Source organism: Arthrobacter sp. zg-Y20 (assembly GCF_030142075.1).
GTDB lineage: Bacteria > Actinomycetota > Actinomycetes > Actinomycetales > Micrococcaceae > Arthrobacter_B.
Genome location: NZ_CP126241.1, coordinates 3,386,762 through 3,410,350, shown reverse-complemented (window position 1 = coordinate 3,410,350; position 23,589 = coordinate 3,386,762). Strand labels below are relative to the sequence as shown.

Sequence of the window (23,589 nt, the reverse complement as noted above, 5' to 3'; positions counted from 1 at the left end):
AATGGGCGTCAGGCTCAAATCCGGGCCGGCCGACGGCATGAGTCAAAGGACGCAACCCATGGCAGACGCTTCCGCACTGTCCCCCACGGTCAACCTCCCGCGCCTGGCCCATCCGGACGGCAGCGCGGTCCGGGCGCTGGTGGTCGACGACGAGACAAGCTTGGCCGAACTGGTCGGCATGGGCCTGCGCATGCTGGGCTGGAACGTGCTGACTGCCCCGGACGGGCACCGGGCCGTTGCGGCTGCCCGGGAGTTCCGCCCGGACGTGCTGGTGCTGGACGTGATGATGCCGGGGCTGGACGGGCTTGCGGCCCTGCAGAAGATCCGCTCCTTTTCCCCCGCGGTTCCGGCCCTTTTCCTCACCGCCAGGGACGCCGTGGAAGACCGGATCTCCGGCCTGGCAGCCGGCGGTGATGACTATGTCACCAAGCCGTTCAGCATGGAGGAACTGATGCTCCGCCTGCATCGGCTGGTGCAGCGCTCGGGGGTGGCGGCGTCGGACTCCGCCGAACTGGTGGTCGGTGACCTGGTCCTGAACTTGGAGACCCGGGAAGTCTCGCGCGGCGGGGAGGACATTTTCCTGACCAGTACCCAGTGGGAACTGCTGCGCTACCTCATGGAGAACCCGAAGCGGGTCCTGAGCAAGGCCCAGATTCTGGCCAGTGTCTGGAACTACGATTTCGGCGGCCAGGCCAACATCGTGGAACTGTACATTTCCTACCTGCGCAAGAAGATCGATGCCGGCCGCCCGCCCATGATCCACACGGTGCGCGGTGCGGGCTATGTCCTGAAACCGGTGGCCGCGTGAACACATCCGTTCCCCGGTCCGGAAAGTGGCCCCGCCTGCGCAACCATCCGCTGCGCACCAAGCTCATCCTCGCCACGCTGGCCCTCCTGACTGCCATCTGCGCTGCCGTCGGCCTCTTCAGCCACCTTGCGATGAGCCAGTACCTCACGTCGGTGCTTGATGACGGGTTGGAGCGGTCCGCAGTCCGGTCTGGTTTCCGTCCCGGGTCCTCCGGCGACGCCCAGCCGCCGGAGCGCCGCACTGCTCCCCGCAAGGCGGACGGCATGCGCCCCGGCTCACTGAATGCCCTCTTCGTGGGCGGTGAGCCCCGCCGGTCGTCGCTGATGCCCGACGACGGCGCGGCGCAGCCGTTGAGCGACGAGGACGTGGAACGGCTTGCCGCGGTCAAGCCGGCCGATGGGCCGGAAGACCTCACCCTCTCCACCGGCCGCTACCGGGTGGACGCTTTCACGGCGCCCCCGGGGGCACCTGCAGGGGACGCCGTCCTGGTGGCGGGCCTTTCCACGGCCCAACGCGACAGCACCCTGGCTTCGCTGAACCTCACCATGGTTGTCCTGTCCCTGGGCGGCCTGCTGGTGACCGGCGTGGCAGGAACGGTGATTATCCGCCGGTCGCTGCGCCCCTTGGACCAGCTCGCCGCAGCGGCCACTTCAGTGTCAAAACTTCCGCTGGCCTCGGGCGAGGTGGAAATACCGGTTAGGGTGCCGCCGTCGGCCGCCGCACCCGGGTCCGAAGTGGGCACGGTGGGGATGGCCCTGAACGGCATGATTGACCACGTCACCCAGGCGCTGCGCGCCCGGCAGGCCAGCGAAATGAAAGTGCGGCAGTTTGTTGCCGATGCCAGCCACGAGCTCCGGACGCCGCTGACCTCCATCCGGGGCTACACCGAACTCGTCCTGCTCAGTGAACAGGTCAGTGCGGCCGGCAGGTCGGCCCTGGAACGGGTGGACAGCGAGTCCAAACGGATGTCGGTGCTGGTGGAAAACCTGCTGCTCCTGGCCCGGCTGGATGAAGGCCGGCGCGGTGAGCGTGCCGGGGTCGATCTCTCCGAACTGGTGGTGGAAGCCGCCAGCGACGCGCAGGTCTCAGCACCGGAGGACCAGTGGACCCTTCAGCTGCCGGACGAGCCCGTCGTCGTTTACGCCGCCGAGTCCGAGCTGCGGCAGGTGCTGATCAACCTGCTCTCGAATGCACACAAGCACACACCGCCGGGGACCCGGGTGGAGATCGTTTTGCAGGCGGACGCGGGCAAGGCCACGGTCACGGTGACCGATAACGGCCAGGGCATTGATCCTTCGTTCGCTGACTCGATTTTCGCCCGGTTCAGCAAGGCGGACTCGGCCCGTACGGGGACTGAGAGCGGCACCGGCAGCAGCGGTTTGGGGCTGGCCATTGTGCAGGCACTGGTGGCAGTGAACGGCGGGACGATCGACGTCGAAAGCAGGCCCGGGCGCACCCGGTTCACCGTGGCCTTCCCGCTGCACAGGAGCGGCGCAACCGGGGGTGAAGACCGTATCCGGCGGGTCCCGGTAGCCCCTGAGTAGCCGTCAGGCCAGGTCGATCCAGTACCGGCGAGTGCCTTCCCGGCTGTCCTCGTAAACGCCGCCGTTCTTCTCGATAACGGCCCGGGAACCGGCGTTGTCCTCGGCACAGGTGACCAGCACGGGTGAGATGCCCAGCCCGCGGGCCACCGGCAGGGAATCATGCAGGGCGCGTGTTGCGTGGCCCTGCCGCCGGGCCGAGGGACGGATGCTGTAGCCGATGTGTCCGCCGCGCTCGAAGAGGAAGTCATTCAAGATGTGCCGGATGGCGAGGGAACCGAGGAACTCCTCTCCTTCCACCAGCCAGAGGTAGGTGCAGGCGACGAATTCCGGCGGACGGGGTGTTTCCGGCAGCCGGTCTGCCACCAGCCCGTCGACGAAGGCCGCAAAATCCCCGGAAATTTCCGTGCGGACGCGCTCGAGCCGGTTCTCGCCGTACACACCGGAACCGTCCATGTTCTCGCCGCCGAATTCTTCGGCGGCGGCCAGCCAGCTGTTCCGGAAACGGGCATCGGGAGTAATCAGGGTTGCCATTGGGGGATTCTATGACGGTGTAATTCGATAAAGCGAAACCATCCAAATGGACAGGATTCCCAGCCGCCGGGATGAAAGACTGCCGTTTCAACCGAAAGTCGTTTGGGGGCGGGATAGCTTCGGTGCCATGACTCAATTGCTGAATTACACGCGTATCTGGGGTGCCCCAGCGGCTGCCGCAGTATTTTTGGTGCTCTGGATCATCGGGGAGGCAGGCCGGATGGGTGGCGATTTCGCCACCTGGGGCGGGGCATTCCCGCTGCTGGCCTTTACCTTGGCCATCGGGCTTGCGTCACGGGTGGCGTACGCCGCGCTCCTCATCCCCGTTCTGGTCCTCGCCGCGCAGTTCCTCAGGGCTGTGCCGCCATTGGAGCCCAATAGCTGGCCCATTTACCTCGGTTCGGGGATTGTGCTCTTTTTCGTGGCGCTGTCGGGTGGCAAATGGCCGCGGGTGGCAGGAATTGCGGCAGCGCCTTTCCTTGCCGGTGCCATGTCATATCTGATGCTGAACAGAAGTTACTCGGGCGGTGTCGGTTGGCTGCCGGTTTACGGGGCCTCTTGGTACACGATGCGGGATTTCTGGATACTTTATTCCTCGTTCCTGCTGGTGATTTTCGCTGCGGCCTGGCTTGCCGGCCATGCCCTGCGCAGCTGGGAAGAGCGCCGGACCCTGTCCGCCGAACGGACTGCCGCCGTGGCCAGCCTGAAGGCCACGGAAGTGGACCTGATCGTGGAACAGGAGCGGACCCGCATCTCCCGCGACCTGCATGACGTCCTGGCGCACTCCCTGGCCGTCATCGCGGCGCAGGCCGACGGTTCGCGCTACCTGGGGAAGAACCAGCCCCAGCCGGTGCTGGACGCTTTGGAGAACATTGCCTCGTCCGCGCGCCGCGCCCTGACCGATGCCCAGCGGGTGATTGAAGGGGTGGGCGACGGCGGTTCCGCGTTGCCCCAGCCCCGGCTGGCGGATATTGACGAACTTCTCGTGCAGCAGGGCAACAGCCTGCAGGTGGAACGCACCGAGTCCGGGTCGCCGGTGGACCTGCCCGAGGGGCAGCAGCTGGCGGTGTTCCGGATTGTGCAGGAATCCCTCACCAACGCCCTGCGCCACGGCGGATCCGGAACACGCGTTACGGTGCACCTGGACTGGAGCGGCCCGGGGCTTTCCCTGCAGATCGCCTCCTATCCCGGCCGCGCGGCGTCGTCGGCCGGGAGCGACTCAAGCGCGACGACGGCCGGCACCGGTCGCGGTATTGCCGGCATGCGCGAACGTGCCCACCTGGCCGGCGGCTGGCTCACGGCCGGCCCGGACGGGGAAAGCTTCCGGGTGAGTGCGTTCCTGCCCTACGGATTGGCGCTGAGCGCACCGGGCGCTGAGATTTATGCCGCGGAACTGGTAGGCGCAGATGAGTGAACCGGGCGGAGGTGCTGCGGAGGAACCGATCCGCGTGGCCCTGGTGGATGACCAGCCGCTGTTCCGTGCGGGAATCCAGATGCTGGTGCGCTCGCAGCCCGACCTCGCCTACTGCGGCGGCGCCGGTGACGGGATGGAAGCAGTGGAACTGGCTGAAACAGCCCGTCCGGACGTGATGCTGATGGATCTGCGGATGCCGGTGGTGGACGGGATTACTGCCACCCGGCGGATCATGGCTGACGCCGACGCAGCCGGCCGGGACCGGCCCAAGGTGATTGCACTGACCACCTTCAACCGGGACCAGGCAGTGGTGGAAGTGATCCGCGCCGGCGCCAGCGGTTACCTGCTCAAAAGCGCGGAACCGGAGTTCCTGCTCTCGGCCATCCGCACGGTGTATGCCGGCTATTCAGTAGTGGCGCCGGGTTCCGCGCATGACCTGTTTGCGCACCTGACCCGCAGCGCTGACCCGCCGGAACCGGACCTGGCAGCCATCGCCGAGCTGTCGGCGCGGGAGAAGGACGTGTTTGTGCTGGTGGCCAAAGGCCTCAGCAACGCGGACATAGCCGCCAGTGTGTTCCTCTCCGAGGCCACGGTCAAAACGCACATTCGCCGCATTCTGGACCGGCTGGGCCTGGCCACCCGGATCCAGCTGGTGGCGTTCGCCTACGAGCACCGGCTCATGGGCTGAAGGGCTCCCGCCAAGGGCAGCGCCCTGCGTATCCTCCTCCTATGGACCCGGTACGCGTCTGTCTCTGGATTTTCGCCGCCAGCACCGCCGGCACGTGGCTGCTGTCCCTGGCCACGCGGGAATACTCGTGGACAGACCGTGTTTGGTCGCTGACCCCGGTGGCCTATGTGTGGGTGTTTGCCGCGGCATCCGGTGCAGCCGCCCGTGTGGTGCTGATGGCGGCGCTGGTGACCCTGTGGGGCGCCCGGCTGACCTTCAACTACGCCCGCAAGGGCGGGTATGCCCCGGGCGGAGAGGACTACCGCTGGGGCATCCTTCGCCGCCGGCTGCGGCCCTGGCAGTTCCAGCTGTTCAACCTGGGGTTCATCAGCATCTACCAGAACCTCATCATCTGGCTGATGACCCTTCCGATCCTTACCGTCTACCGGCACCCCGGGCCGCTCACCGGGTGGGACGGGGTGCTGGCGGTGCTGTTCCTGGCCGCCCTCGCGGGGGAGACCATCGCGGACCAGCAGCAGTGGAATTTCCAGCAATGGAAAAAAGCCCGGCGCGCCGCTGGACAGGAATCGGGCCCCGGCTTTCTGCAGACCGGCCTGTTCCGCTTCTCCCGGCACCCCAACTTTTTCTTTGAACAGGCCCAGTGGTGGTTCTTCTACGGATTTGCCGTTGCCGCCGCGGGCTCCTGGCTGCACTGGACCCTGGCCGGGCCGCTTCTGTTGAGCATGCTGTTCGCCGGTTCCACCGCCTTGACCGAGAGTATCTCCCGGGCCCGCTACCCCGCCTACGCCGGGTACCAGCAGCGGACCTCGCCGCTCGTGCCGCTGCCGCCGCGCCGCCCCCGGCCGGCGGTCTGAGACGTTCTGCCCGGCTGTACTGTCAGTCACATTCGTCTCATTCGGGGATGCAAATTTCTTCTACAGGTGTTGAATAAGGCAGGATTGAAACACTTAGAAGGAGAAAGAAATGGGACGCGTAAGCGGCAAAGTAGCCCTCATCAGCGGAGGGGCCCGCGGCATGGGTGCCTCACACGCACGCCTGCTGGTGGCTGAGGGTGCCAAGGTCGTTATCGGCGACATCCTCGACGAGGATGGCCGGAAGACGGCCGAAGAGCTTGGCGACGCCGCCCGCTACGTCCACCTGGATGTCACCAATGCTGCCGACTGGGACGCCGCGGTAAACACCGCCGTCACCGAATTCGGCGGACTGGACGTGCTGGTCAACAATGCCGGGATCGCCAACTTCGGGCACATCGAGGATTACAGCTTCGAGCAGTGGAACACCATTGTGAACATCAACCTCAACGGCGTGTTCCTTGGCATCAAGTCCGCCATCCCGGCACTGAAGGAATCCGCGGGCGGATCCATCATCAACATCTCCTCCACAGCGGGCCTGCAGGGCTTCGTGGAGCTGCCGGGTTACACCGCCACCAAGTACGCGGTGCGCGGCCTGAGCAAGTCTGCTGCCCTGGATCTTGGCAAGTACGGCATCCGCGTGAACTCGGTGCACCCGGGCGTCATCAAGACGCCCATGACGGAAGGCATGGAGAACCCCATGAACCACGTTGCCCTGCACCGCATGGGTGAGGCGCAGGAGGTCTCCCAGATGGTCCTGTTCCTGGCCAGCGACGATTCCAGTTTCTCCTCCGGGGCGGAATTCGTGGTTGACGGCGGCGAGACCGCAGGACTGGCCAACTACTAGGCCTGCTCCACACCAAAAGCTTGCGGCGTCCCCCAGCGCCGCGGCACCGAAGGGCCCCGCCTAGGCAGGGCCCTTCGGTGTATCTGCGAAGATTAATTTCATGCCAGCACCGGAAGACCCCAAGCCGCTACGGCGGCACTCCCCGGAAGAACCCCGGACTGCCCGCACCCGCGAAGCGCTTGAAGCAGGCCTCTGGGAGCTGCTCCGGGAGCATGAACTGGCAGACATCAGCGTGTCGGCGCTCTGCCGCCAGGCAGGGGTGCACCGCACCACGTTCTACGGCCATTACCGGAACATTTTCGACTTTGCCGCCTCCGTATACGCCGGCGTGGTGGACCGGCTGGGCACCGTGGACCTGGACCAGCGCGGGACCGGGCGGACTGTCGCGGAGATCGGGGACCTTTACGTAGAGTCCATCCGGCAGATCCTGCGGCACACCAAGGATGAGCAGCGCGTCTACCGGGCCCTGTTCCATACGGAGACGTTCCTGGGCGTCCTCGTCGAGGACCTGCGGTTGCGGATTCTCCTGGCACTGCACGTCTGGCAGGCGCACGAGGTGTTGCCGGACATCAATCTGGAGGCCACGGCGGGATTTTTGGGCGGCGCCTACGCCTCCTGGTTTGAGCAGTGGGTCATCAGCGACGACGACGACGCCGAAGCATGGCTGGCCTCCCTGCGGAACCTGCTGCCTGCCTGGTGGCCGCGGGACGGTTTCCCGCAGGCGGGTTAGCCCCGCCCGCGGTAACTGCCATCGGCACCGTCCCGGCGGCCAGCAGCTGCACCGGCCCCCTGGAGCCGGTGCAGGGCTCCCCTCAGCGAGGCCAGGTCCGGGTAGCCGTTGACGGCCATGGTGAGGTCCGCCTCGGCCAGCAGGCTGCGCATCACATGCGTTACCCCGGCCTGTCCGCCCACGGCCAGCCCGTACACGTACGGCCGGCCGATCCCCACGGCGGTGGCCCCCAGGGACAGTGCACGCAGGGCGTCCACCCCGGAACGCACCCCTGAATCGAACAGCACCGGGGCGCCGTCGGCCGCTTCCACCACACCGGGCAGGCAGTCGATGGCGGGGATGCCGCCGTTGGCCTGGCGGCCGCCGTGGTTGGAGCAGTAGATGCCGTCCATCCCGCCGTCCAGGGCGCGCCGGGTGTCCTCCGGGGAGCAGATGCCCTTGAGCAGGATCGGCAGCTTGGTCAGGGAGCGGAACCACGCCAGGTCCTCCCAGGTCATGGTGGGATTTCCGAACAGGGATGCCCACAGCATCACGGCGGCGGCGGGATCGGCGGAGCCCTGCTCGGCCAGCAGCTTCCGGAAGCGGTCGTCCGTGAGGTAGTTGGCCAGGCACTGGCCGGAGAGCATCGGCAGGTAGGCGGCGCTGAGGTCGCGCGGACGCCAGCCGTTGACCCAGGTGTCCAGGGTGATCACGATGCCCGTGTAACCGGCTGCTTCGGCGCGGTGCACCAGGCTCTCGGCCAGTTCCCGGTCTGCGGGCGGGTAGAGCTGGAAGAATCCGGGTGTTTCACCGGCCGCTGCGCGGACCTGTTCCAGCGGTGCGGAGGCGAGGGTGGAAGCCACCATCGGTATGCCCAGCTCGGACGACGACGCCGCGGTGGCCAGGTCGCCGTCGTCGGCCACTGCGCCCAGCACGCCCACGGGCGCGAAGAACAAGGGTGAGGGCAGATGATGCCCGAACAGGTCGATGCCCAGGTCCCGCTGTGCCGCGCCCACGAGCATCCGGGGCATGATGCCCAACCGCTCGAAGGCTGCAACATTGGCCCGCTGGGTGTGTTCATCGCCGGCGCCGCCGGCCACGTAGCCCAGGACCCGCGGATCCATGACGGTCTGCGCCAGTTCCTCCGTGGCGGCAAAGCCCATCGGCAGCCCGGGAAGTGTTCCCCGTGCTCCGTTCATGTAAATGCCCAGCTGATAGTCGCCGAAGTTAGCGCTCACGATTGTTGTCCCCGTTTCATCTCATTCGCGGCGCCGTCGCCGGAATGCTCCTGTGGCGGAAATGCTACTCCCGGGCGCTCTTGGCAGCGGCGCGACCCGCTGGGCCGGCGAACCGGTCCAGCCTTTGTTCGAGCCCCGCCCGGACCTGCGGCCATTCCTCCGCAAGGAGCGAATACACGGCCGTATCCCGCCAGCTGCCGTCGGCGCGGCGCCGGTCCCGGCGGCGGATGCCTTCGAACGCCGCGCCGATCCCGCTGATGGCGGCCCGGGACCGCTCGTTGCGGGCGTCCGCCTGAATGGTGATGCGGCCTAATCCGGCCGCGAAGGCATGTCCCAGCAGCAGGAGCTTGGTCTCTGGGTTCACGGCGGTGCCCCAGACGGAAGGCGAATAGGCAGTCCATCCCAGTTGGGCCGATTCCGTGTGCAGCTCCAGGTCGGCCAGGCTGCTGGTGCCCACCACCGTGCCGGCGTCCGTCCCGGCCAGAAGGCGGACCGCAAAGGGCAGTTCATTCCACCGGTAATACCTCCGCGCCCACTCAGTGAACCCGTCTAAATCCTCGCGGAGCCCCGCCGGGCCGCCGCCGTAGCCGCCGGCAAACACCTCGGGCACCGCAATGGCCCGGTACAGCCGGGGCAGCAGATCAGCGGTCAACGGTTCAAGCCGGACAAACCGGCCCGCAAGGACGGCGGGAAGGGGACGCACGGCAGTCATGGGCGCCAGTTTGGCACACCGCAAGCCGGCTGCGGCGCCACGCACCGCTTCGTTACGCCAGGAACTTGTCAGGTGTCAGGGGCAGGTCCCGCACCCGGACGCCGGAGGCGTTGTAGGCGGCGTTGGCGACGGCCGCCGCGCTGCCCACAATCCCGATTTCCCCGATGCCGCGGGCGCCCAGCGGGCCGGCATGCTCGTCGTCGTCCTCAATCCACAGGGCCTCCATGTCCAGCACGTCCGCGTTGGTGGGGATGTGGTATTCGGCCAGGTCGTGGTTGACGAAGATGCCGAACCGCGGGTCCATGACGCCCGCCTCGTGCAGCGCCATGCCCAGGCCCATGGTCATGGCGCCGAGGAACTGGGACCGGGCCGTGCGGGGGTTGATGATCCGTCCGGCGGAGAAAACCCCGAGCATCCGGGGCACCCGGATTTCCCCCGTATCGGCATTGATGCGCACCTCGGCGAAATGCGCGCCGAAGGAGTAGAGGGCGAACTCCTGTGCTTCGGCGTCTTCGGGCGGCTGCGCTTCGGTGGCGGCGCCGGGGGAGGGGTGCTCGCCGTGGTCCGCCCGGAATGCGCGGGCGGCGGCGATGATTGTGCCGCCCCAGCTGGCCGTGCCGGAGGACCCGCCGGCCACGCTGGCGACCGGGAAACGGGTGTCGCCGATTCCAAGGCGGATCCGGTTCACCGGCACCCGCAGCGCATCGGCGGCTATTTGCGTCAGCGCCGTCCAGGATCCGGTGCCGATGTCCGCGGCGCCTATCTGCACGGAGTAGATCCCGTCCTGCTCATAGCCGATCCGGGCGGTGTTGGACGGTTGGCGCATAAAGGGATAAACGGCGCTGGCGGTGCCCATGCCCACCAGCCAGCCGTCCTCCTGCACGGACCGGGGCCGGGTGACCCGCCGGTCCCATCCGAACCGTTCCGCGCCCAGCTCAAAGCACTCCAGCAGATGCCGGCTGGACCAGGGTTTGCCGGTTTCCGGGTCGGTCTCCGGTTCATTGCGCCGGCGCAGTTCAATCGGGTCCAGTCCCGCTGCGGCCGCGAGTTCGTCCATGGCCACTTCGGGACCGAACATTCCGGGGCACTCGCCGGGAGCCCGCATCCAGGACGGCACCGGGATATCCAGCGGCGCCAGGCGGGTGGTGGTGCGCCGGTTGGGGGCGGCGTACATCATCCGGAACGGGGCAGGGGTCTGCTCGGCGAATTCCTTGATCCGGGAGGTGTGTTCCACGATGTCCAGGGACATGGAGGTGAGGCGGCCGTCGTCGGCGGCGCCAAGCCGGATGTGCTGGATGCTGGGGGTGCGGTGGCTGGTCAGTGAATACATCTGCTGGCGGCTGACCGGGAATTTCACCGGCCGCCCGTCCGTGCACTGCGCGGCAAGGGCAGCCATCACCACGTGTACGTGCGGCATCCCCTTGGACCCGAAGCCGCCGCCCACGTGCGGGGCGATCACCCGCACCTGCCCTTCGTCAAGGCCCAGGACCTGCGCCAGGGTGCCCTTCACCGTATGCACCCCTTGGGTGGAGTCCCAGAGGGTCAGGGTAGCGCCGTCCCACTGCGCCACGGTGACGTGCGGTTCCAGCGGATTGTTGTGTTCGGGCGGGGTGGAATAGGTTTGGTCGATCTTCAGGGCTGCCGTGTCGAAGGCGGACTCCGCGTTGCCCTGGCTGCTGTCCGTGGGCGTGCCGGCGTTGAGTTCCTCCGGCGCGTAGAGGGCCGGGTCATCAGCGCGCAGCTGGGCGGAAAACGGCTCCGCTGCGTACGTCACCTTCACGGAGTCGGCCGCCTGCCGCGCGGTTTCCGGGGTTTCCGCCAGGACAGCGGCCACGATCTGCCCGCGGTAGCCCACGCGGGTGTCCTGCAGGACGGCCAGTTCGCGGTCAGAGGTGTCCGCCAGACGAGGCGCTGTTTCGGCGGTGAGCACGGTCAGGACCCCGTCCAGCGCCTCTGCTTCGGCGGTGTCCACACGCTCCACCCGGCCGCGTGCAATGGTGGAGAGGACGGGATACAGGTGGACGGGGTTCTCTACCGGCTGCTCATACGCGTACGGGGCGGTGCCGGTGACCTTGAGTTCGCCGTCGAGCCGTTCAAACGGAGTGCCAATGGCGGAGGCGGGCATGGTCATGGGGTTTGCTCCTCCCAGCCGGCATCTTCCGGGCCGTCCGGACCTTCCGGATGGCCGGTTCCCGCAGCGCCCGCGTCCGGTGCGGGCAGCCCGGCCAGGTCCCGCAGGACGGCGGCCATGGTGTTGCGGACCATCGGTACCTTGAAGCCGTTCCCTCTCAGCGGCCGCGCCTGGGCCAGTTCGGCGTCCGCCGCGGCACGGAAGGCGGCGATCGTGGCCGGCGCCCCGCGCAGCACTGCCTCGGCCTGCAGCGCACGCCAGGGTTTGTGCGCCACCCCGCCCAGGGCAATGCGGACGTCGCGGATAACCGGTGGATTCACGCCGTCGTCCTCCAGTTCCAGTGCCGCGGCCACGGAGACCAGGGCAAAGGCGTACGACGCGCGGTCCCGCACCTTGCGGTAGGCGGAGCGGGCGGGTGCCGGGGGCAGCTCGACGGCGGTGATCAGCTCTCCGTGCTCGAGCACGGTATCCCGTTGCGGCTCGTTGCCGGGCAGCCGGTGGAACTCGCTGAGCGGAAGAATCCTTTCACCGGCCGGACCCAGGACCACCACCGAAGCGTCAAGGGCAGCGAGGGCCACAGCCATGTCGGAAGGATGGGTGGCTATGCACTCCTCGGACGCGCCGAGGATGGCGTGGTAGCGGGTGTAGCCGTCGACGGCGGAGCATCCGGTGCCGGGTTCGCGCTTGTTGCACGGTGTGGTGGGGTTTTGGAAGTACACGCAGCGGGTGCGCTGGAGCAGGTTTCCGCCGGTGGTGGCAAGGTTGCGCAGCTGCCCGGATGCGCCGGCAAGCAGTGCCTGGGCCAGGGCCGGATAGCGGCTGCGGACAAATGTGTTGGCCGCGAGGTCCGCGTTGCGGACATTCGTGCCGATCCGCACCCGTCCGTCCTCCTGCACGTCCACGGTGTCCAGCGGCAGCCGGCTGATGTCCACCAGCAGTGTCGGATCGGCAATGCCCAGCTTCATCCGGTCCACCAGGTTGGTGCCGCCGGCGAGGAAGGCGGCATCCGGGTTGGCGCTGACCAGGGCGACGGCGGCGGCGGCGTCCTCCGCGCGGCGGTAGTCGAAGGGAATCATGACCGCTCCTCCCTGTGGGAGGGCATGGATTCCGCAGTGGGAGAATCCTCCACGGCGGGTTCCGCCGGATCGGGGACGCCGCCTCGCCGGGCGGCGGCTGCCTCCGCGGCCTGCTTTACTGCGGCCACGATGTTTACGTAGGCGCCGCAGCGGCAGAGGTTCCCGCTCATGCGCTCGCGGATCTCCGCGTCACTGAGCTCAATCCCGCCCTCGGCCTGCAGGTCTTCGGTGGCGGAGGAGGGGTGCCCGGCCGCGGCCTCTTCGATGATGCCTGCAGCTGAGCAGATCTGTCCGGGGGTGCAGTAGCCGCACTGGAACGCGTCCTGCTCCAGGAAGGCCCGCTGGACGGGGTGCAGACCGCCGTCGGGCGTACCGCCGGCCAGGCCCTCCGCAGTGACGATGTCAGCGCCCTCGTGGGCCACCGCCAAGGTGAGACAGGAGTTGGCGCGGCGTCCGTCCAGCAGGACAGTGCAGGCCCCGCACTGGCCGTGGTCACAGCCTTTCTTGGGGCTGGTGACGCCCAGCAGGTTCCGCAACGCGTCCAGGACCGTGGTGCGTGTATCCACCGTCAAGGTGCGTGGTGTGCCGTCCACCAACAGGGTTATCCGGGCTTCCATAAGAGTGTGCCGCCTCTCCCGTTGACGGATCGTTTCTGCAACTTACCGGAAGGGGTGTGACGGAAACAACCAAAAGGCGCTGCCAACGGTGGGTGGACCGAGACCCCAGTGCCGGGGATCCGCTATCCCAGGGGGGGCAGTCCACCTGCGGCTGGCCAAACACAAAAGATCCCGATCCGGGAATCCGGATCGGGATCTTTTTATTGGTTGCGGGGGCAAGATTTGAACTTGCGACCTCTGGGTTATGAGCCCAGCGAGCTACCGAACTGCTCCACCCCGCGGTGTGGTTACGACTTTACCGCACATTCTCCCTGCCGCGTAATCCTGTGGTCCTGTTCACATTTGCGGCCGGTCCGCTTCGGTAGGGTGGGCCGATGACTATGCCTACCGCTGATACCGCCGTCACCTACCCTGCAGGCGCCCTCACCGGCGCCGGAACGGTTCTGCACACCGAGACCCTCCCGGACGGGCGGCTGGCGGTCCTGGTGGATGCCACACCCGTACATCCGGTGGATGCGGGATGGCCGGACCAGGGACCGGACCGGGCAACGCTGACGACGCCGGAGGGTACCGAGGTACCGGTGGCCGACTGCATTGTGGGCGCCACCGACGGCAGCACACTGTTCCTGGGGCGGGATATTCCGGTCCGGAAAGGCACGGAGGGGTGGGCTTTTACGGTGGTGCATATCCTGCCCGCCGGGACCGTCCTCGCCGAAGGCGCCGAGGTTCGGTTCCGGGTCGATGAAGGCTACCGGGCGGGGATCTCCGCCGGACACACCGCCTGCCACCTGGCGTCCCTGGCCCTGAACCGGCAGCTGGCCCACGGGTGGAAGAAGGACGTCCAGCCCGACGCCGCGGGCAACCCGAACTTCGACGCGCTGGCTGTTGAAACCACTGCCATCAGGGAATTCGGCTCGCGGGACGTGTACCGGCTGGGGAAGTCGCTGCGCCGCAAAGGTTTCCAGTCTGAGGCTCTGCTGGCGGATCTGGCTGCCGTTGAGGCCGGCGTGAATGCGGCCCTTGCGGCGTGGACGGCGTCCGGAGCGAAGGTGCGCATTGACCGGGAATCGGAGCTGCTCACCGGAATGCGGCGCTGGGTATGCGAACTTCCCGACGGAACGGTCAGCATGCCCTGCGGCGGGACCCATCTGTCTTCCCTGGCGGACATATCGGGTATTTCCGTCCGGCTGACTTCCGAAACGCTCGACGGCGCCGTCGAAGTGGTGATGAATACTTACGTTTCCGCGTAGCTGATTATTCTTTTCCCCTTTCCGGGTCCGGAGTCTTGCCCGGACGGGAGCTCTGGACGTAGTGTCACGGCCTACGCAGCGGTACCGATATCTCAAATGAGCAAAGGTGACCATATGGGATTCCCACCCAGCAGGCGGACCCGCCGCAGGGAACACTTCCGGCTCCGGCAGCTTATGGCCTGCGCCGCCGTGACGGGCCTGGTGCTCACCGGCTGCGGCGGCGACGCGGACGCCGGGGGCAACAAGGAAATTGTCGTGGCTATTGTGTCGAACCCGCAGATGCAGGACGCCATCTCGCTCCAGAATGAATTCAAGGCCCAGTATCCGGATATCGATGTCAGTTTTGTATCCCTTCCGGAAAACGAGGCCCGGGCAAAGATCACCGCCTCCGTGGCGACTCAGGGCGGGGAATTCGACGTCGTGATGATCTCCAATTACGAAACGCCCATGTGGGCGGAAAACGGGTGGATCACCAACCTGCAGGATTACGCGGATTCCACCGAGGGGTATGACCCCGAGGACTTTGTGCCGAACATTCGCGAGGCGCTCAGCTACGAGGGGGACCTTTATTCGGTTCCGTTCTACGGTGAGTCCTCCTTTGTGGCCTACCGCCAGGACCTGTTTGAAGAAGCCGGACTGACCATGCCGGAGCAGCCCACCTGGGACGACATCCGCGGATTCGCCGAAACTTTGGATGACCCGGACACCGACATGAGCGGCGTGTGCCTGCGCGGCCTGGCCGGCTGGGGCGAGGTGATGGCCCCGCTGGACACCATGATCAACACCTACGGCGGGCGCTGGTTCGACGAGGACTGGAACGCCACCCTGGACTCCCCTGAGGTCGAGGCGGCGGTGACGGATTATGTGGACCTGGTGCAGAACTACGGGCAGGCCGGACCGGCCACCAGCGGCTACGGGGACTGCCTGACCCTGTACAGCCAGGGCAACACCGCCATGTGGTACGACGCCACCGCCATGGTTTCCGCTATCGAGGACCCTTCGTCGTCACTGGTGGTGGGCAAAACCGGCTACGCGCCAGCACCTGTCCAGGAAACGGACTCCGCCGGCTGGCTGTACAGCTGGTCGCTTGCCATTCCTTCGACCAGTGAGCAGAAGGACGCTGCCTGGGATTTTGTGTCCTGGATGACCAATAAGGACTACATCAAGCTGGTCGGCAACGAGATCGGCTGGGAGCGGGTGCCGCCGGGCAGCCGGCTTTCCACCTACGAGATCCCCGAATACGCCGAGATTGCCGAGGCCTATGCGGAGCCCACCCTCAACGCCATGGCGGGAGCGTCGCAGGAAAACAGCATGAACCAGGGGGTGCCCTACACGGGTTTGCAGTTTGTGGGCATCCCCGAATTCCAGGACCTTGGCACACGGGTGGCCCAGCAGATTTCGGCTGCGATTGCCGGCCAGCAAACGGTGCAGGAAGCACTGGAGCAGTCCCAGAGCTACGCAGAGACGGTGGCCGAAGGCTACCAGGACGGAGGCGGCTGATGTCCACCTTGGTAGCCCGCCAGCAGGTCCGGGCGCGGAAGGCCGCCGAGGAGCGGCAGGGCGGCGGAATGTCATCGGCGGAAGGATGGCGGCGGCGGCTGCCGCTGCTTCCGGCGCTGATCTTCACCCTGATCGTCACCCAGATCCCGTTCCTGTTTACCCTTTGGTATTCGCTCCAGAACTGGAACCTGCTGCGTCCGCAGGGCAATAAGTTTGTCGGGTTGTCCAACTACGTGGACATCTTCTCCGATTCCACGTTCCGCGGCGCGGCCCTGAACAGTGTCATCTTCACGGTCGGCTGCGTGCTTTTCGCAATGCTGCTGGGGATTGTCTTTGCGCTGCTGCTGGACCGCTCCTTTCCCGGCCGCGGGATTGTGCGCACCCTGCTGATCACCCCGTTCCTGATCATGCCGGTGGCCAGCTCGCTGCTGTGGTCCATTTCCATCCTCAACCCCAGCTACGGCCTCCTGAACTGGCTGATCGGGCTGGTGGGAATCCCGCCGGTGGACTGGACGTCGCAGCACCCCATCGTCTCCATCCTCATGGCGCTGGTGTGGCAATGGACCCCGTTTATGATGCTGCTGGTCCTCTCCGGCCTGCAGGCACAGTCAAAGGACGTGCTCGAAGCAGCGCAGGTGGACGGTGCCGGCTGGTGGCGGACCTTCGTGTCGGTCACCCTTCCCCAGCTGCGCCGGTATATCGAACTGGGCGTCCTGCTCGGGGCCATTTACGTGGTGAACACCTTCGACCAGATCTACCTGATGACCGCAGGCGGGCCGGGTACGGCAAGTGCCAACCTGCCGTTCTACATTTACCAGCGCGCGTTCCTGGGCTTCGACGTCGGCCAGGCCGCCGCAATGGGCGTGGTGGTGGTCATTGCAACCATGGTTGTTGCCACCCTCGCGCTGCGCCTGATCTTCCGAAGCTTCGACGTAAAGGACTAACGACGTGGCTACCCAGACTGCTGCCCCCACTCCCGCCGGCAAGGAAACGCCGGCCCCCTCCGGGCGAACCGTCCGCAAGCCGGTCCGCCGGTTCAATTCCGGCCCAATCCTCACCACCGTCACCTGGGTGCTGGCACTGATCTTCTTCTCCCCGGTGCTGTGGATGGTGCTGACCTCCTTCAAGCAGGAGTCCGCTGCGGCGTCGTCGCCTCCGGTCTTCTTTTTCGCGCCCACCCTGGACCAGTACCGGGCGGTGCTGTCGGGCGGGGCCGGCAGCTACTTTGCCAACTCGGCCATCGCTACCGGGGTCTCCACCATCCTGGTGATCGCGCTGGCGGTCCCGGCCTCCTACGCGGTGAGCATCCGGCCGGTGAAAAAGACATCCGATGTGCTGTTCTTCTTCATCTCCACCCGCATGCTGCCGGTGGTAGCCGTGATTATGCCCATCTACGTCATTGCCGGGCAGCTGAAGGTGCTGGACAACGTGTGGACCCTGGTGGTCCTGTACACCTCCATGAACCTGCCCATTGCGGTATGGATGATGCGCTCGTTCTTCCTGGAAGTCCCCGGCGAGGTGCTGGAGGCGGCACAGATGGATGGTGCCGGCTTGATGAAAACGCTGTGGCGGGTGCTGATGCCCATGGTCGCGCCGGGGTTGGCCGCCACCGCCCTCATCTGCGTCATTTTCGCGTGGAACGAGTTCTTTTTCGCCCTGATCCTGACCGCCGGAAAGTCCGCCACAGTCCCGGTGTTCCTGGTGTCCCAGATGACCAGTGAGGGACTGTTCCTGGCACAGCTCTCGGCCGCTTCCGTCCTGGCGTCGCTGCCGGTGGTCCTGGCCGGGTGGGTGGCGCAGAAACAGCTGGTGCGAGGACTGTCGATGGGCGCCGTCAAGTAGGGGACATCGGGTTGGGGAACCGTGCTTACAGGGCCTGGTTCTGCTCCTGCACCGTGGCGTTCGAGGAGACCTCGAAGGTTCGTTCGGCCTCCCCGGTGTTGGCCGGGTCCATCCACAGGAACTCCCAGACGTGGCCGTCCGGGTCCGTGGCGGAGCCGCTGTACATGCCCGGCATCCGTTCCTCCGCCGGGGCGTAAACAGCGCCGCCGCCCGTCTGGCAGGCGGACAGGAACCCGTCCACTTCATCGCGGCTGTCGCAGCTGAGGCAGTTCAGCACTTCCTTGCCGGAGGAAGCGAGGTGCGGTGTGTCGCCCTGCGGCAGGAACCCCTGGTAGAAATCCTGCTGCAGCAGCATCAACACAATGCTGTCCGAAATGACCATGGCGGTGCCCTGGTCATTGCTGAATTGCGGGTCCTTGGTGAAGCCGAGGCCCAGGTAGAAGTTCTCCGCGGTTTTCAGGTCCGCGACGGGGAGGTTGGGGAAAATCATGCGTTCCATGGCTGGTCCTTTCGGGCGGGGTACTTTTCACGTTCCCACCGGCCGAAGGCCGTGACAACGGGTAGCCGAAAGCCCCGTCCGGGGGAACGGAAAACGGATGTCCGTTCGTGACGCCGCCAATATTCGCTGCCGCCCGGAAAACTGCTAATCTCGCAGCTGCGAAGGCGGGCCGGCATCTCCGGTTATCTACCTGGCATACCTGCATCGACACTGCATCAGGACCCACGGGAGAAGCCACATGAGCACGGATGACTTGACCACCGACGACGTCTACCTGTCCCAGGCCATTAGCTTGGCCACCGCGAACGTAGCCGACGACGGCGGGCCGTTCGGTGCCGTCGTCGTCACCGCCGAGGGGGCAGCCTTTGAGGGCGTAAACCGGGTGACGGCCAACAATGATCCGACCGCGCATGCCGAAGTCACCGCCATCCGCAATGCCTGTGCCACCCTGGGCACGTTCGACCTCACCGGGGCCGTGCTGTACACCAGCTGCGAGCCGTGCCCCATGTGCCTGGCCTCGGCGCTGTGGGCGCGGGTGGACCGGGTGGTCTTCGCCGCCGACCGGCACGACGCCGCCACCGCGGGCTTCGACGACGCCGCGTTCTACGAATACTTCGAAACGCCGCTGGAGCGCCGCTCCATGCAGGTGAACCAGTTGGCCGTGGACGGCGTTCCGGCCACGGCGCCCTTCGATGCCTGGACCGCTGCCGCCGGACGGGTCGACTACTAAGGCGCCGGCGGGACTTCACCGCAGGTCAGAACGGCACCGCCGCGCCAATGGTCTTGGAGTAGCAGGTGGAACCGTCCGAGCCCAGGTAGGCGCCAAAGTTCGGCACGACTTTGTAGCCTCCGTTTTCGTAGAAGCGGCGGCCGTCCGGTTGGGCGGATCCGGCTTCGGCCGTCAGGACGGCGTAGCCCATCTGCTTGGCGCGTGCTTCCAGGGCCGCGAGGACCGCCGTCGCCACTCCTGAACCGCGGGCATAGGGCAGGACGTACACCCGCTTGATTTCCGCGGTCACGGAATCCACGCGCCGCAGCCCGCCGCAGCCCAGCGGTTGCCCGGTGCTCCGCTCGTAGGCCACCAGGAACACAGCCGAGTCTGCGGCTCCGGGCGGATGCGGATCGTGGGCGGTGCTGCCGTAGCGGGCATCCAGTTCGGCCTGCTGGGCTTCGCGCAGGTCCGCGCCCACCGGGTTGGTCCAGGGCACTTCGCGGATCCGCAGGTGCGGGGTCGAGTAGGGACGGAATCCGGAAAAGGGTCGCAAATCCGACATGCTGCCTCCAGCGGCCAAGGGGTATGCCCCCACGCTAGGAGCAGCGGGTTTCCACCGTGTTTCCGTGATGTGGCTGACGGGCAAAAGGAATGTTCCGGGCGTGCGAACCGTGCGAGAATAGTGGCGATGTCAAGCCTCGAAATTCCCCCCGCAAAAAAGCAGCGCCCCGCCCGCGCGCTTCCCACCGCCACCGGACCCCAGGTCCGCCCTGCCACGGAGGGTTGGGAACAGGCCAAGGAACCGGACGGCCGCCCGCTGCTGCAGTTCAAGTCGCCGCGCGTATCCCAGCCGCCGGCGCATCTGGCCGACATGACGCTGGCCGAGCGTCAGGAGAAGGTGAAGTCCCTGGGCCTGCCCGGCTTCCGCGCCAAGCAGCTCTCGGTGCACTACTTCCAGCACTACACCACCGACCCCGAGGTCATGAGCGACCTGCCCAAGGAACGCCGGGCCGAGATCGCCGCGGAGATGTTCCCTCCGCTGCTCACCGAGGTCAAACGCCTGACCACGGACAACGGGGACACCATCAAGTTCCTTTGGCGGCTCTTCGACGGTTCCCTGGTGGAGTCGGTGTTGATGCGCTACCCCGGCCGGATCACCCTGTGCGTGTCCAGCCAGTGCGGCTGCGGCATGAACTGCCCGTTCTGCGCCACCGGCCAGGCCGGCCTGACCCGGAACATGTCCACCGCGGAAATTCTGGACCAGATTGTCCAGGCCAACCGGGTGATCAAGGAAGGCGGCCTGGGCGGCAAGCGGCGCGACGGCGGCCACGACGCCGAGCGCGTCACCAACATCGTGTTCATGGGCATGGGTGAGCCGCTGGCCAACTACAAGCGCGTGATGAACGCCGTGCACCGCATGGCCGCCGAGGTCCCCGAGGGCCTGGGCATGAGCGCCCGCAACATCACGGTATCCACCGTGGGCCTGGTCCCGGCCATCAAGAAGCTCGCCGAGGAGAACATCCCGGTGACCTTTGCGCTGAGCCTGCACGCCCCGGACGATGAGCTGCGCGATGAGCTGATCCCGGTCAACAGCCGCTGGAAGGTGGACGAGGCGCTGGATGCCGCGTACAACTACTACCGCGTCACCGGCCGCCGGGTGTCCATTGAATATGCCCTGATCAAGGACATGAACGACCACGCCTGGCGTGCGGACCTGCTGGCCAAGAAGCTCAACGCCCGCGGCCGCGGCTGGGTGCACGTGAACCCCATTCCGCTGAACCCGACGCCCGGCTCCATCTGGACCTCCCCTGAGCCGGAGGTCATCCAGGAGTTCATTAACCACCTGCTCGACGCCGGAATCCCCACCACCATCCGGGATACCCGCGGCAAGGAGATCGACGGCGCCTGCGGCCAGCTCGCTGCCGCGGACTAGCAGCCAGCTCCGTGGAGAAAGCGACGGCGGGCCGGGCACAGTGCCCGGCCCGCCGTCGTCGTTTATGCCCGCCTCTTCCGGGGCTCAGTCCCGGGGTTCGCCGGGGGTGCCGGGAGCATCGCCGGTTTCGTCAGTATCTGTTTCGGGCGTTTCCCCGGCAAGGATCAGGTACAAGGCCCGCCGGGTCTCGCCCAGCAGGGCGGCTGCAGCGGCTACCTGTCCGGGATCCCCGGCCATGCCCACCTGGCGGGTGGCGGCGGCCAGCTCATGCAGCAGGCCGCGCAGGTCCGGGCCGCTGTGGGCGCCGGTGAAATCCCCGAACGGATCCCCGGTTTCGGCCTGTGCGGCGCCCCGCCCTTCCTCGGTGAGGCTGGCGAGTTTGCGGCCGCCGCGGACCTCTATGGTGACCAGGCCTTCGTCCTCCAGCTGTGAAAGCGTGGGGTAAATGGCGCCCGGGCTGGGCTGCCAGCGGCCATTGGTGCGTTCGCTGATCGCCTGGATGAGCTGGTAACCGTGCATGGGTTCCTCGGCGAGCAGCAGCAGGACGGCCGCGCGGACATCTCCGCGGCCTGCGCGGCGGCCGCCGGGACCGTGATGGCCCCTGCCGCGGCCCCGCCACGGCATACCGCCGGGCATGGCTCCTGCTCCGCGGGGGCCGCCCGGGCCAAAGCCGCCGAGCCCGCCGGGACCGCCGGGCCCGAATCCGCCAAAACCTGCTGGCCCTCCGGGGGTGCGGTGGCAGCGGTTCGGCTCCTGGGCCGCCTCCTGCGGGGTGTCAAAGGGATGGAATTTATGCATGGCCTTCTCCTTCCGAAGACGTTCGCATTGGTCGTTGCACGATCATCAACCTGAGTCTCAAAGAAGCGCTTCAATAACATCACGATATATCGTGAGCGGTCGCGGATTCAAGGGTTGTTGGTGTGACCGGGGTGCCGGATCCCGCTGGGGAGGTCCGCCCCGGGGAAACGAAAAGGCACGATTTACCGGTTTTCGGCTGGAAAACGGCAAATCGTGCCTTCTCGTGTGTCAGACAGTGCCGTGGGGTGCGGCGGCCTGGCCGCGTGCCCGGGCTACAACAGGTGGTTCACCAGCTCTTCCGCGATGCCCGTGTACTTACCCGGGGTGAGCGCCTGCAGGCGGGCTTCCGCCTCGGCCGGAAGGCCAAGGCCGGCAATGAACTCCTTCATCCGGGCGGCATCCACCCGGTGTCCCCGGGTGAGGTCCTTCAGGCGTTCGTACGGGTTTTCCATGCCCGGTGTGCCGGCCACCGCCTCAGCGCGCATCACCATCTGGATCGCCTCGCCGAGCACCTCCCAGTTGGTGTCCAGGTCGGCGGCGAGGACGTCCGCTGCCACATCCAGGCGCTCCAGGCCCTTGGCCACGTTGGAGATGGCCAGGAGGGAGTGGCCGAACGCCACGCCGATGTTGCGCTGCGAAGAGGAGTCAGTCAGGTCGCGCTGCCAGCGGGAGGTCACCAAGGTGGAACCCAGGGTGTCCAGCAGTCCGTTGGAGATTTCCAGGTTGGCTTCGGCGTTTTCGAAGCGGATCGGGTTCACCTTGTGCGGCATGGTGGAAGAGCCGGTGGCGCCTTCCACGGGTACCTGCGCGAAGTAGCCGATGGAGATGTAGCTCCACACATCGGTGCAGAAGTTGTGCAGGATCCGGTTGAAACGGGCCATGTCGGCGTAGAGCTCGGCCTGCCAGTCATGGGATTCAATCTGGGTGGTCAGCGGGTTCCAGGTCAGGCCCAGGCCCTCCACGAAACTGCGTGCCACCTGCTGCCAGTCGGCCTGCGGCACTGCCGCGTAGTGGGCTGCGTAGGTGCCGGTGGCACCGTTGATCTTGCCCAGGAATTCAGTGTTTCGGATGCGGCGCAGCTGGCGGGAGAGGCGGTGTACCGTAACCGCCAGTTCTTTACCCAGGGTGGTGGGGGTGGCCGGCTGTCCATGCGTGCGCGAGAGCATGGGGATGCTGCGGGTGTCCTCGGCCATGGCAGCGATTTGGTCCACCAGGTGCTGGGCGGCGGGGAGCCAGACGTTCTCTACGGCGCCCTTGATGCCAAGGGCATAGGAGAGGTTGTTGACGTCTTCGGAGGTGCAGCCGAAGTGCACCAGTGCCTTGAGGTCCTCAATGCCGGCAGCGGCCAGGCGGTCCGCAATGTAGTACTCCACGGCTTTAACGTCGTGAACCGTGCGCTTCTCGATTTCGCCGAGCTCCGTGACGGAATTGCCGTCGAATCCGGTGACGATTTCGCGCAGCTGGTGCTGCTGCTGGGCGCTCAGCGGCTCGGTGCCGGGAAGGACGGCGTTGCTGGTGAGGTGGATCAGCCATTCCACCTCCACGTGGGTCCGGTCGCGGTTCAGGGCGGCTTCGGACAGGTAATCCACCAGCGGTGCTGCGGTGCTGCGGTACCGGCCGTCCAGGGGGCCCAGAGCGATGGCGGGAGTCACGGAGGCAAGGGATACACGGGATTCAGATTCGGCCATGCGGCAATTCTTTCATGCCGGTGCGTTGGAGCCGGTGTGTGACTTTCCGGAGGGCGACGTCGGATGACATCTCCTCCACAGAACCTCCGGTAGGAGGCGGCGGGTAGGGGGAGTCCCCACCGCTGCGCCCGGTCATCGTCGGCGGCGGGCCGTGGTGCCTAGCTTGAGTGGGGCGGGCACAAGCGCGGTCACGACAAACAC

The 23,589-nt window shown here is 66.7% G+C and carries 23 protein-coding genes and 1 tRNA gene; 13 read left to right on the top strand and 11 right to left on the bottom strand.

The window, feature by feature from the left end; translation table 11 throughout:
- Positions 1-58: 58 nt before the first annotated feature.
- Both QNO06_RS16400 and QNO06_RS16395 read left to right on the top strand, forming a co-directional pair.
- Positions 59-808, top strand: coding sequence for a response regulator transcription factor (locus tag QNO06_RS16400; protein WP_227912159.1), 750 nt, complete (start codon positions 59-61; stop codon positions 806-808).
- Positions 805-2,352, top strand: coding sequence for a sensor histidine kinase (locus QNO06_RS16395; protein WP_227912158.1), 1,548 nt, complete (start codon positions 805-807; stop codon positions 2,350-2,352). Before QNO06_RS16400 ends, QNO06_RS16395 begins: the two co-directional genes overlap by 4 nt.
- A 3-nt stretch (positions 2,353-2,355) precedes the next feature.
- Here QNO06_RS16395 and QNO06_RS16390 read toward each other — a convergent pair whose 3' ends face one another.
- Complete coding sequence (locus QNO06_RS16390) at positions 2,356-2,883, bottom strand: GNAT family N-acetyltransferase (protein ID WP_227912157.1); 528 nt, start codon at positions 2,881-2,883, stop codon at positions 2,356-2,358.
- Positions 2,884-3,010: 127 nt separating this feature from the next.
- On the opposite strand from QNO06_RS16390, the gene QNO06_RS16385 reads away from it, so the two are divergent.
- From QNO06_RS16385 to QNO06_RS16365, 5 genes are all read left to right on the top strand, one after another.
- On the top strand, positions 3,011-4,297 hold the full coding sequence (locus QNO06_RS16385) for a sensor histidine kinase (protein ID WP_227912156.1): 1,287 nt from the start codon (positions 3,011-3,013) through the stop codon (positions 4,295-4,297).
- On the top strand, positions 4,290-4,985 hold the full coding sequence (locus tag QNO06_RS16380) for a response regulator (protein WP_227912155.1): 696 nt from the start codon (positions 4,290-4,292) through the stop codon (positions 4,983-4,985). Before QNO06_RS16385 ends, QNO06_RS16380 begins: the two co-directional genes overlap by 8 nt.
- A 41-nt stretch (positions 4,986-5,026) precedes the next feature.
- Complete coding sequence (locus QNO06_RS16375) at positions 5,027-5,839, top strand: DUF1295 domain-containing protein (RefSeq protein ID WP_227912154.1); 813 nt, start codon at positions 5,027-5,029, stop codon at positions 5,837-5,839.
- A 109-nt stretch (positions 5,840-5,948) separates the two neighbouring features.
- Positions 5,949-6,683: a glucose 1-dehydrogenase gene (locus QNO06_RS16370; protein WP_227912153.1), complete on the top strand. Its 735-nt coding sequence runs from the start codon at positions 5,949-5,951 to the stop codon at positions 6,681-6,683.
- A gap of 100 nt (positions 6,684-6,783) precedes the next feature.
- Complete coding sequence (locus tag QNO06_RS16365) at positions 6,784-7,413, top strand: TetR/AcrR family transcriptional regulator (RefSeq protein WP_227912152.1); 630 nt, start codon at positions 6,784-6,786, stop codon at positions 7,411-7,413.
- Here the strand turns inward: QNO06_RS16365 and QNO06_RS16360 are convergent.
- The 6 genes from QNO06_RS16360 to QNO06_RS16335 form a co-directional block, all read right to left on the bottom strand.
- Positions 7,410-8,630 carry an alpha-hydroxy-acid oxidizing protein gene (locus QNO06_RS16360; RefSeq protein ID WP_227912151.1) on the bottom strand — a complete coding sequence of 407 codons (1,221 nt, stop codon included), beginning with the start codon at positions 8,628-8,630 and terminating at the stop codon, positions 7,410-7,412. The two genes, QNO06_RS16365 and QNO06_RS16360, sit on opposite strands and share 4 nt — an antisense overlap.
- A 64-nt stretch (positions 8,631-8,694) precedes the next feature.
- Complete coding sequence (locus QNO06_RS16355) at positions 8,695-9,342, bottom strand: GNAT family N-acetyltransferase (protein ID WP_227912150.1); 648 nt, start codon at positions 9,340-9,342, stop codon at positions 8,695-8,697.
- Positions 9,343-9,394: 52 nt separating this feature from the next.
- On the bottom strand, positions 9,395-11,473 hold the full coding sequence (locus QNO06_RS16350; RefSeq protein ID WP_227912149.1) for a xanthine dehydrogenase family protein molybdopterin-binding subunit: 2,079 nt from the start codon (positions 11,471-11,473) through the stop codon (positions 9,395-9,397).
- On the bottom strand, positions 11,470-12,549 hold the full coding sequence (locus QNO06_RS16345) for an FAD binding domain-containing protein (protein WP_227912148.1): 1,080 nt from the start codon (positions 12,547-12,549) through the stop codon (positions 11,470-11,472). Before QNO06_RS16345 ends, QNO06_RS16350 begins: the two co-directional genes overlap by 4 nt.
- On the bottom strand, positions 12,546-13,166 hold the full coding sequence (locus QNO06_RS16340) for a 2Fe-2S iron-sulfur cluster-binding protein (protein ID WP_227912147.1): 621 nt from the start codon (positions 13,164-13,166) through the stop codon (positions 12,546-12,548). Before QNO06_RS16340 ends, QNO06_RS16345 begins: the two co-directional genes overlap by 4 nt.
- A gap of 204 nt (positions 13,167-13,370) precedes the next feature.
- Positions 13,371-13,447: transfer RNA gene (locus tag QNO06_RS16335), tRNA-Met, on the bottom strand.
- Positions 13,448-13,540: 93 nt separating this feature from the next.
- On the opposite strand from QNO06_RS16335, the gene QNO06_RS16330 reads away from it, so the two are divergent.
- From QNO06_RS16330 to QNO06_RS16315, 4 genes are all read left to right on the top strand, one after another.
- Positions 13,541-14,416 carry an alanyl-tRNA editing protein gene (locus tag QNO06_RS16330; protein WP_227912146.1) on the top strand — a complete coding sequence of 292 codons (876 nt, stop codon included), beginning with the start codon at positions 13,541-13,543 and terminating at the stop codon, positions 14,414-14,416.
- 114 nt (positions 14,417-14,530) lie between these two features.
- On the top strand, positions 14,531-15,916 hold the full coding sequence (locus tag QNO06_RS16325; RefSeq protein WP_442860150.1) for an ABC transporter substrate-binding protein: 1,386 nt from the start codon (positions 14,531-14,533) through the stop codon (positions 15,914-15,916).
- Positions 15,916-16,860 carry a carbohydrate ABC transporter permease gene (locus QNO06_RS16320; RefSeq protein ID WP_442860149.1) on the top strand — a complete coding sequence of 315 codons (945 nt, stop codon included), beginning with the start codon at positions 15,916-15,918 and terminating at the stop codon, positions 16,858-16,860. Before QNO06_RS16325 ends, QNO06_RS16320 begins: the two co-directional genes overlap by 1 nt.
- Before the next feature lie 106 nt (positions 16,861-16,966).
- Positions 16,967-17,758 (top strand): carbohydrate ABC transporter permease, encoded by a 792-nt coding sequence (locus QNO06_RS16315; RefSeq protein WP_227912414.1) that lies wholly within the window; start codon positions 16,967-16,969, stop codon positions 17,756-17,758.
- Between the two features lie 25 nt (positions 17,759-17,783).
- Here the strand turns inward: QNO06_RS16315 and QNO06_RS16310 are convergent, their stop codons facing one another.
- Positions 17,784-18,257: a VOC family protein gene (locus tag QNO06_RS16310; RefSeq protein ID WP_227912145.1), complete on the bottom strand. Its 474-nt coding sequence runs from the start codon at positions 18,255-18,257 to the stop codon at positions 17,784-17,786.
- A 238-nt stretch (positions 18,258-18,495) separates the two neighbouring features.
- Here QNO06_RS16310 and QNO06_RS16305 point away from each other — a divergent pair, with 238 nt between their 5' ends.
- Positions 18,496-18,987, top strand: coding sequence for a nucleoside deaminase (locus tag QNO06_RS16305; RefSeq protein WP_227912144.1), 492 nt, complete (start codon positions 18,496-18,498; stop codon positions 18,985-18,987).
- Between the two features lie 25 nt (positions 18,988-19,012).
- Here the strand turns inward: QNO06_RS16305 and QNO06_RS16300 are convergent, their stop codons facing one another.
- Entirely contained in the window at positions 19,013-19,531 is a 519-nt protein-coding gene (locus QNO06_RS16300) for a GNAT family N-acetyltransferase (RefSeq protein WP_227912143.1), read from the bottom strand.
- 126 nt (positions 19,532-19,657) lie between these two features.
- On the opposite strand from QNO06_RS16300, the gene rlmN reads away from it, so the two are divergent.
- Positions 19,658-20,902, top strand: coding sequence for a dual-specificity RNA methyltransferase RlmN (rlmN, locus tag QNO06_RS16295; protein WP_227912142.1), 1,245 nt, complete (start codon positions 19,658-19,660; stop codon positions 20,900-20,902).
- 84 nt (positions 20,903-20,986) lie between these two features.
- On the opposite strand, the gene QNO06_RS16290 is transcribed toward rlmN, so the two are convergent.
- Positions 20,987-21,700, bottom strand: a complete 714-nt coding sequence (locus QNO06_RS16290) for a PadR family transcriptional regulator (protein WP_227912141.1) — start codon at positions 21,698-21,700, stop codon at positions 20,987-20,989.
- A gap of 272 nt (positions 21,701-21,972) precedes the next feature.
- Positions 21,973-23,388 carry an adenylosuccinate lyase gene (gene purB / locus QNO06_RS16285; RefSeq protein WP_227912140.1) on the bottom strand — a complete coding sequence of 472 codons (1,416 nt, stop codon included), beginning with the start codon at positions 23,386-23,388 and terminating at the stop codon, positions 21,973-21,975.
- Positions 23,389-23,589: the final 201 nt, after the last annotated feature.

What these genes read in the sequence shown, in the direction of transcription:
- QNO06_RS16400 (WP_227912159.1), top strand. Translation starts at nt 59, where the DNA reads ATGGCAGACGCTTCCGCACTGTCCCCCACGGTCAACCTCCCGCGCCTG.
- QNO06_RS16390 (WP_227912157.1), bottom strand. Translation starts at nt 2,883, where the DNA reads ATGGCAACCCTGATTACTCCCGATGCCCGTTTCCGGAACAGCTGGCTG.
- QNO06_RS16385 (WP_227912156.1), top strand. Translation starts at nt 3,011, where the DNA reads ATGACTCAATTGCTGAATTACACGCGTATCTGGGGTGCCCCAGCGGCT.
- QNO06_RS16380 (WP_227912155.1), top strand. Translation starts at nt 4,290, where the DNA reads ATGAGTGAACCGGGCGGAGGTGCTGCGGAGGAACCGATCCGCGTGGCC.
- QNO06_RS16375 (WP_227912154.1), top strand. Translation starts at nt 5,027, where the DNA reads ATGGACCCGGTACGCGTCTGTCTCTGGATTTTCGCCGCCAGCACCGCC.
- QNO06_RS16370 (WP_227912153.1), top strand. Translation starts at nt 5,949, where the DNA reads ATGGGACGCGTAAGCGGCAAAGTAGCCCTCATCAGCGGAGGGGCCCGC.
- QNO06_RS16365 (WP_227912152.1), top strand. Translation starts at nt 6,784, where the DNA reads ATGCCAGCACCGGAAGACCCCAAGCCGCTACGGCGGCACTCCCCGGAA.
- QNO06_RS16355 (WP_227912150.1), bottom strand. Translation starts at nt 9,342, where the DNA reads ATGACTGCCGTGCGTCCCCTTCCCGCCGTCCTTGCGGGCCGGTTTGTC.
- QNO06_RS16350 (WP_227912149.1), bottom strand. Translation starts at nt 11,473, where the DNA reads ATGACCATGCCCGCCTCCGCCATTGGCACTCCGTTTGAACGGCTCGAC.
- QNO06_RS16345 (WP_227912148.1), bottom strand. Translation starts at nt 12,549, where the DNA reads ATGATTCCCTTCGACTACCGCCGCGCGGAGGACGCCGCCGCCGCCGTC.
- QNO06_RS16340 (WP_227912147.1), bottom strand. Translation starts at nt 13,166, where the DNA reads ATGGAAGCCCGGATAACCCTGTTGGTGGACGGCACACCACGCACCTTG.
- QNO06_RS16330 (WP_227912146.1), top strand. Translation starts at nt 13,541, where the DNA reads ATGACTATGCCTACCGCTGATACCGCCGTCACCTACCCTGCAGGCGCC.
- QNO06_RS16325 (WP_442860150.1), top strand. Translation starts at nt 14,531, where the DNA reads ATGGGATTCCCACCCAGCAGGCGGACCCGCCGCAGGGAACACTTCCGG.
- QNO06_RS16320 (WP_442860149.1), top strand. Translation starts at nt 15,916, where the DNA reads ATGTCCACCTTGGTAGCCCGCCAGCAGGTCCGGGCGCGGAAGGCCGCC.
- QNO06_RS16310 (WP_227912145.1), bottom strand. Translation starts at nt 18,257, where the DNA reads ATGGAACGCATGATTTTCCCCAACCTCCCCGTCGCGGACCTGAAAACC.
- QNO06_RS16305 (WP_227912144.1), top strand. Translation starts at nt 18,496, where the DNA reads ATGAGCACGGATGACTTGACCACCGACGACGTCTACCTGTCCCAGGCC.
- QNO06_RS16300 (WP_227912143.1), bottom strand. Translation starts at nt 19,531, where the DNA reads ATGTCGGATTTGCGACCCTTTTCCGGATTCCGTCCCTACTCGACCCCG.
- rlmN (WP_227912142.1), top strand. Translation starts at nt 19,658, where the DNA reads ATGTCAAGCCTCGAAATTCCCCCCGCAAAAAAGCAGCGCCCCGCCCGC.
- QNO06_RS16290 (WP_227912141.1), bottom strand. Translation starts at nt 21,700, where the DNA reads ATGCATAAATTCCATCCCTTTGACACCCCGCAGGAGGCGGCCCAGGAG.
- purB (WP_227912140.1), bottom strand. Translation starts at nt 23,388, where the DNA reads ATGGCCGAATCTGAATCCCGTGTATCCCTTGCCTCCGTGACTCCCGCC.